The organism is Caballeronia sp. RCC_10 (assembly GCF_041360715.1).
In the GTDB taxonomy this organism is placed as follows: domain Bacteria; phylum Pseudomonadota; class Gammaproteobacteria; order Burkholderiales; family Burkholderiaceae; genus Caballeronia; species Caballeronia grimmiae.
Map to the genome: position 1 here is coordinate 44,597 of NZ_JBFUPT010000024.1, position 6,991 is coordinate 51,587.

5 protein-coding genes are annotated in these 6,991 nt (G+C 55.5%); 3 read left to right on the forward strand and 2 right to left on the reverse strand.

The annotated features are described in order from the left end of the window. Positions 1-174: 174 nt before the first annotated feature. Positions 175-1,608: a tyrosinase family protein gene (locus AB6804_RS26590; RefSeq protein ID WP_370888981.1), complete on the forward strand. Its 1,434-nt coding sequence runs from the start codon at positions 175-177 to the stop codon at positions 1,606-1,608. A gap of 263 nt (positions 1,609-1,871) precedes the next feature. On the opposite strand, the gene AB6804_RS26595 is transcribed toward AB6804_RS26590, so the two are convergent. Then, a complete protein-coding gene (locus AB6804_RS26595) occupies positions 1,872-3,059 on the reverse strand; it encodes a GNAT family N-acetyltransferase (protein ID WP_370888982.1) in 1,188 nt (395 codons plus the stop codon). A gap of 363 nt (positions 3,060-3,422) precedes the next feature. After that, positions 3,423-4,634 carry a murein biosynthesis integral membrane protein MurJ gene (murJ, locus tag AB6804_RS26600; RefSeq protein ID WP_370888983.1) on the reverse strand — a complete coding sequence of 404 codons (1,212 nt, stop codon included), beginning with the start codon at positions 4,632-4,634 and terminating at the stop codon, positions 3,423-3,425. Between the two features lie 1,318 nt (positions 4,635-5,952). On the opposite strand from murJ, the gene AB6804_RS26605 reads away from it, so the two are divergent. Then, on the forward strand, positions 5,953-6,072 hold the full coding sequence (locus tag AB6804_RS26605) for an alcohol dehydrogenase catalytic domain-containing protein (protein WP_370888984.1): 120 nt from the start codon (positions 5,953-5,955) through the stop codon (positions 6,070-6,072). A 404-nt stretch (positions 6,073-6,476) separates the two neighbouring features. Further along, positions 6,477-6,991, forward strand: a 515-nt coding sequence (locus tag AB6804_RS26610) for a class I SAM-dependent methyltransferase (RefSeq protein ID WP_370888985.1), incomplete at its 3' end; no start/stop codon positions are given.

Genomic DNA, 6,991 nt, shown 5'->3' on the forward strand with positions numbered 1-6,991 from the left:
GGAATTAATGTGCGGTCGCCCACGTTTCCATCTAACAAGGCAGTACCGCTTAAGCGACCCCGAGTATCGTATAGCAAGTTGCATATGGGTCAAAAGACACTGAACTGCGATGGCTGCATTCGCGCTTTGCCACGCGCCCAGCCCTCAAAGCTAGCCGCCATTAGGGAGGCACTTATGACAACCAACTTTCGTACCCGCCGCGCTTTCCTAAAGACGTCCGGTTCTGCCGTAGCACTGATGTCGCTGCCCCTCCCCGCCGCAGCTGCTACGACAAACCGTGTGAGGCTCGAATGGCAGGCATTTCGTACGACCCCACAATATACATCGTTCCTCAACGCTATAAAGACAATGAGGGGCGTCAGCGACGTGACAAAGCCAACGTCGTGGGCGTACTGGGTCAACGTTCACGCCAATTATTGCCCCCATACGGCGCCGTTTTTCTTCACGTGGCATCGAGGCTATCTTTACTATTTCGAACAGCAGTTGCGCGCCGTTTCAGGCGATATGAATCTAACCTTGCCGTATTGGGACTACTACTCGTACCCTTCAATTCCGAGCGATTTTCTAGATAGCGCAACGGGTAATCCACTATATGTTGCTGGTCGTGTCAATTCGAATGTTCGCAGTGCGCTAACAATGGCCCCCTTTTCGACAACGATGAACAACTTCCAGCGTGGAACCAGTAACTCGTATGAAGTGTCATTCGAGTCCGCACCGCACAATCCGATACATAACATCATTGGTGGTTGGATGGCAGACCTGCAGTCGCCCACCGATCCTATATTCTATCTGCATCATGCGAACGTTGACCGACTTTTCGACGCATGGGCAGGCTTAGCACGAACCAACTATCCAGCACCATCGAATTCGTACTGGTCCGGTACTTTCACGTACGCTTCAGCGCTGACCATCGCGAAGTCGAAAACGTATCAGCCATCGCTTCTCGGTTATCAATATGACAACCAGAATCTACCGGCAGCGTTGCCGCCGAGCGCTGAACGCGGGAAGATTATCCGCGTGCAAGCGCAGTTGTCACCGATTCGTGGCCGTCCTTCGATTGGCAAATTCTCCAACACAGCGCCGCGCCAGATCACTGCTAATCGACGCTCGATAGGCGGTGTGGCAGACGTCAAACTCAACGAGAGCTCGGTGAGTGCCCTCGTCTCTCTCATGGCACCCGACATAACGGCTCTGCAGAACACTGTCGCGGGAATTCCTTTGGGGGGCGCCTCCACCTTGTCCAGCCCTCAGGCCGCGACACCGCAGTTCAAATTCGTGAACATAGTCTTCGACGCTGTAGCTGTGACGTCACTAGGAAAAAGCGGGGGCTATTTCTACAACGTGTACGTCAACTTGCCCGCGACGGGAGACGCGGACGCCAGTAGCGCGTCGCAGTTTGTTGGCACCGTTGGCCCGTTCGAAATCTCAGCGGCAAGCCATCATGGCGGTGGTTCCATCGTCATGCGTGCGAACGAGGCTCTGCAACGCATGACGTCTGCCGACTTGAAAGAAGTCGTCGTATCGTTGATACGGGTCAACGGAGCAAGTTCGCCTGACGGCAACGTGATAGCCGTCGGCGAGTTGCGGGTCGAGTTGTCGAGCGACTAAAGTGCAGCACAGTTGAATGAGCCACTCCAGGTGTGGGCGTTCCAAAAAGGAACTACGCGCCTCAAACGTTGGGCGCACATCGGTGCGACTGGTTAGACGAAAGGGGAAGCCGGTATCCCCGTTGCTGAAATCCACGATGTCTATGTTTCGATCAGTCCGGTTTATCGAAGGTCTGATGACGTTTTTTCAGTGCATCTCGGATCGTCGCAGATCTCCTCAAACTGATTCGTTTGTTCGCGTCTGGGCGTCGTGCTGGAACTATGTCACTGCATGGTCGTTCGGCGCTTCGGAAAAACCTGGCTAGCGAGGCGCGCAGTACTGGCGCGAGTGTTGTTCATTAACTGCTTAGCAACAAAGCCTGCTTTTCCCCGAGGGGACGATAGCACAATAAAAGACGATGTTGCGTAGCCACCGCCCGCGCTCCAAGACGTCTTGTATCGCTGCTCACCTGGTCCAAAATCAAAATCGAGCCCGTTCCTAAACGCCAACCCAACGCATTCGTCGACAAGCACCGTACCCGGTGACAGTTTGCTGTATCTCATATCGTAGGTAGTAGCGACCAGGTAGGCGCATTGACCAGTCGTCGCTAAAACGTTGGCGGCGACCGGCTTTCCCTCCAGTGTCAATATGAAAAACTGAAAGCTGCTAGAACTTGCGTATTCGCCCGCAAGAAGTGCTGTCCAGAATTTAAGGCTGGCATCCGAGTGCGTCCACTCGCTTGGGATCCCTTTCTCAACGGCCCATATTCGCTTTTGCGCCACGAACCATTCGATGAAAGCAGGGAGCCGATGGTCCGACGGTTCGACATGTTCAACCATGAATTCTCCATGCCTTGCCAGCCGCCGCATAAGGTATTCAGGCGCGTTCTTCTCGCGGCCTGGGCGAGACCGACAGAATAACTTCCAGTCCTGCACTGCGCGCAGTCGTGAGAAGGGGGTAGTATCCTCTAACTCACGCCTCACTGCTTGACTGCCGGAAACAATGGCGTAAAGGGGCGATGTCTTTCTGACGCGCCAGAGTTCGAAGACGTCAGCACGACTTGTGTTAACTGCTGCGCTCCAGGCCGACTCAACGATTCTCTCCCGATCGGCTTCGGGCGCGACAAGGATATCGCTGGGCGACCTATTTGGCGGAGTCAGCGGCTCTGCAAAAGTGCACCAACTCCTGTTGACGGTGAACAGGGGCCAAATTGTGACAACCCTTCCATCGCGCCTGCCCACAATACAGTGCAACTTCCGGCGCGACCCCGTGTCTTCAGCGACAAGCGCGCTATGGCAAAAATTGAATGACTGGAAGTATTCTCCGCAGGCGCGTTCATGAAGCTCCGTCCATTCTCGCTCGAGCGACCGGAAGCTCTCGATGTCGCATAAGACTTCAAACTGGACAGACGTGGGGCTTTGCATGGCTGTCGTAGCTTCCGGACGGAGCGTTGCTCTAAGAAGTCGATCCATTGTGGCGCAGTCTCCCCAGAATTAAGTCACGTAGTCAAGAAGTGCGCAAAACGTCCTTCGGTCGGAAGTGCCGGTAAATGCGCGCGCTGTCCCGCGTCGACGTCTAGAAGCTGTGCCTGCGGTTCAGGTTAGGAGGAAACGGATGTTCGTAACGGTGCGACAGCGTACACAGTGACGAATTGTCCAACGCGTTAATGCTGGCAGACCAATCAAAAAACTTTTCAACGTGCGCCGTGAGCGCGCAGACGGTAAGGCGTTCTGCAGCGACGAAGACATGTCCTCGAGCCGCGGAGATATCCCGACCAGTATGCTTTGCCGCCCTTTCAGCTTAACCGATTGCCGCCGTACCACCCAGGGTCACGATTATTCCGGGCGCGCGCGCCAAACGGTGACCGTGGATAGGCAAACTATCGCTGCATGCATGACCCCGGTTGCTACCAGTATGCCAGGCATGCCGAGCCAATGAACCAGCGCTACATTACCGCCTAGCTTTACCAAGAAGCCAAGGGCGGTCACGATAGCCATGCCTTTATACCGTTTTTCGACCGCGAGCAGATTCATCATCACGAGCGATGCGAAGTAGAACGGTAACTGGAGTAACGAACAGCGGATCAAGTCTGCGACGACGGCCGTGTTGGCCGCAGTGAACGCGCCCCGCTGGTAAACGACCTGCACCATCCAGGGCGCAAGCGGATATATCACGAGCGCGCACAGAGTTCCCGCGCCCAGCATCAAGACCGACCATTGGATGGCGGTACGCCGTCCTTTGGCGACGTCCCTTCCGACAATATCCGAAAGCACAGGTAGTGTGCCCTGCGCAATCGCGAGCGCGCCCATGCTTGCGATGAGGCCGAACAACCGGTTAGCATAACCGAGTGTGGCGATTGCACCGTCTCCGAAACGGGCTGCGAAGTACTGATCCAGCGCCGGGGTGCAACACACAACGAGTTGCCCCCACATAAAAACCCTCACCGCGCGAAACGTCGGGCGCCAGTGACGCGAGTTGAAGGTGAGCGAAGGCCGACTGTATCTGCCGTTGACTTTGCCAGCAAGCGGCGAAAGCAAGGCCACCATGGCAGCATACCCCAACACCGCCCCATACATCAGAGGCACCATTGCGTTGCCAACGCTTATCAGAAGCACAAGCAGAAGTGTCATTACGGCCGGCAGACTGTCGAGCAGAGTCACGATGTGGCGTTCACGCGACTGGAGCCGGGTCGAATACGCATTTTCTACCATGATAAGAACACCGACTGGAGCCATCACCAGCATCATGTGATGCGCCATATCACGTGTCGCCAACGCGAGTTGGCTGGCCATGATGTTGAGAGCAAGCCGAGAACCGACGTAAATCATAAAAGTAAGCGCTAAGCCGACAAGCAAGCTCCAGCCTAGCAACTCCCCCAGAAATGACGATTCTTCGCTGGACGAGTCTTTGCGCAGGTCGACGAACAGCGGTACTAGGATTATGGCAAACACCGCTGAACACGCGCCGGGCAGCCACGACACGAGTGTAAGCGCGATCTGGTATGCGTCGACGACGTTGCCGGTACCATACCGGTAGGCAATGACCATCTCCTTGCATGCGCCGGCAGCACGGCCTAGCAAGACGAATGTCGCGACCCTTCCCATCCCCTTCGCCGCCCGTAGATGGTCAGAGTGGACGCGCAGCAGCCGTTGCCTCAACGCATTTAGATGTGAAGTCAATGCTACTCCCTTATCACACTGCCCATGGGCCAGCGGTCACAACACGGCTAATCGGAGCGGCTTGCCTACAAAGTAGTCTTCCATCGAGACAGCCGGATTAATATGCGTATACGCACAGCAAACCGGACGGCACATTTACTCCAAGACAATTAAGTTGTACGGCGCCATTCCATCGAAAACTGCGCGAAGATCCCTCGCCGCTCATGTCCCTTGATACCTCCCCGCGGACTGATCTGTTCTGTTGAAGCGGCCTGAGGAATACGAAAGTCGGCGGTCGAATCGACTTTCATCGGACCTCATCTCATGTGTGCAAGGTCTTACAAAATTCAAGACCGAACGTGGGCGGTATTGGTGGAACCTCGCACAGGAGGCACAATTACCTGCCTCTGTCACGTAGGCCGTTGCCGAACTCAAAATGAGTGTCACACGGCTCACGTGGCTAACAGTAGCCTTTGTCTAGGCACTTCATCACCCTAAGTACGAACTCGCCAAGCAGTCTACCGCTCGGAGCTTGACGCCTTCCCGCCCGCTGCCCCGCCAATTTGTACGGGAAGCGTCATGGCTGATGCACAGCCATGATTTTGTGCATCTCCCCGAGGATTTGATCGTCCGTATCACGTACAACTACGACGATCGTTTGCCCTGGCAGTCCTATCGTATCCCCATTGAATACGATCTCCTCGCCGCTTTGCAACTTCTTAGTGTTCCAACGCGTAAACCCAAGAACAATCACATCGCCTGCGCGTGCCCGAACCATTGTGCCCCCTATTAAGGTTGCGTTATACCGCTCTTCTCAGCCCAAGTCCTCCAATGATAACCCTGGACAGGCGAACGAAGAAACTACAAAACACAGAGGGCGAGCGCTAACAGCCAAATTGCGTTCGCCGGCGCTCAGCGTCGTTGAGCGTTGGGATCACTGCTGTCAAAATCGCCCATCCAGTTCCTTCACGATGCAGTCGCCTTGCGGTCCCGTTGGCAAGGATATTTGCGCGTCGTGAGAGCCACGCCGCACCCCTTCGACGAACAGAAGTAAGCAATGCCAACGATGGGGGCAGTGGAGGGTTCAAAATCGAACGGTCCTCTGGAAGTCGTCGCGCGGGATACCTGAATCGCCCGACAGGCAGGTGTTGATCAAAGTACATGCGTGGCGAATTGGTCATAGCCGGTCCCTGACCGTAGAAGGGCAATGGCCTGCTCTGCGGTTCCCGCGTGCCCCGGTCACGAAATCGCGGGCGTGATCGAGAAGGTGGCCAATGGCGTAAAGGGTCAACACGTTGGGTGGCTGGTAGAAAGCCATTGCGGCTGAAATTTTCGGGAAGCGAACGCCCCCTGTGGCTAAGTCGACCAAAAGAAAAAGAAGCCGATTCGTAGTGGTCGATTGCACTGCGGGTGTTCGAAATTGGGCTAATCTTGATCTGGAGCGTCCGTCTTGCGCATTAAACCGTCCGCCAACCGGCGATTCTTTTTTGCGTTGTAGTGACTGATCGCTTCCTGTGCGCAGTTGCAACGGCATCGAGATAACCTATGACGCTTGCAACGTTGCATTAGCAGTACACGACGCCCCAGTGTGTGGTAGCCCACACGGAGGCTAGCAAAGCGGAGCTAGATTGTTCCTCGATGCGCTCAGCGTCAACACTTCTGCTTAGTTAGGATGTCGTCGCTTCGTCGACATCTCCAATCATCACGGGCGGTGGGGTGCATATGAGAAGTATGAAGGATGGCTATGGATATAACGAACGGTTGTTCTCTGGCGGCGTTCGTGGGCGCTTCCACCTTGCTCGTTTTCACTGGGTTTCGCGCGAGCTGGTTCGCCGGCGCTTTGCAATTAACAGCGTGCTCGAACTAGGTTGCTTCGATGGAAAGCTGATCGAGTTCCTTCCCGCCGCGCCGAAGAAGTACGTAGGTTATGACGCGAACTGGGAAGGCGGCCTCGACATTGCTGCAAAGAAATGGGGAGGCCACGCCAACTTTACTTTTTACGAGGCCACCCAGCCGGATCAGATGACGCTCGCCGAAGATGAACGCTCTGACGTCGCCGTTTCAATGGAAACCCTTGAGCACGTGCCGCCGCATCTTGTCGATGGCTACCTGAGGAAAATCGCGCACCACCTCGACGGTTATCTATTTGTCACCGTCCCGAACGAGAAAGAGAGGTGGCGCCGGGAATTCGGACAGCTCGGTAAGTGGAAAAAGCTGGGGTCCGAGTCGGCCATAATGGCTGGCAA

Excerpts from the sequence above, each read along its gene's own strand:
- AB6804_RS26590 (WP_370888981.1), top strand. The coding sequence starts at position 175 with ATGACAACCAACTTTCGTACCCGCCGCGCTTTCCTAAAGACGTCCGGT.
- AB6804_RS26595 (WP_370888982.1), bottom strand. The coding sequence starts at position 3,059 with ATGGATCGACTTCTTAGAGCAACGCTCCGTCCGGAAGCTACGACAGCC.
- murJ (WP_370888983.1), bottom strand. The coding sequence starts at position 4,634 with ATGGTCATTGCCTACCGGTATGGTACCGGCAACGTCGTCGACGCATAC.
- AB6804_RS26605 (WP_370888984.1), top strand. The coding sequence starts at position 5,953 with ATGGCCTGCTCTGCGGTTCCCGCGTGCCCCGGTCACGAAATCGCGGGC.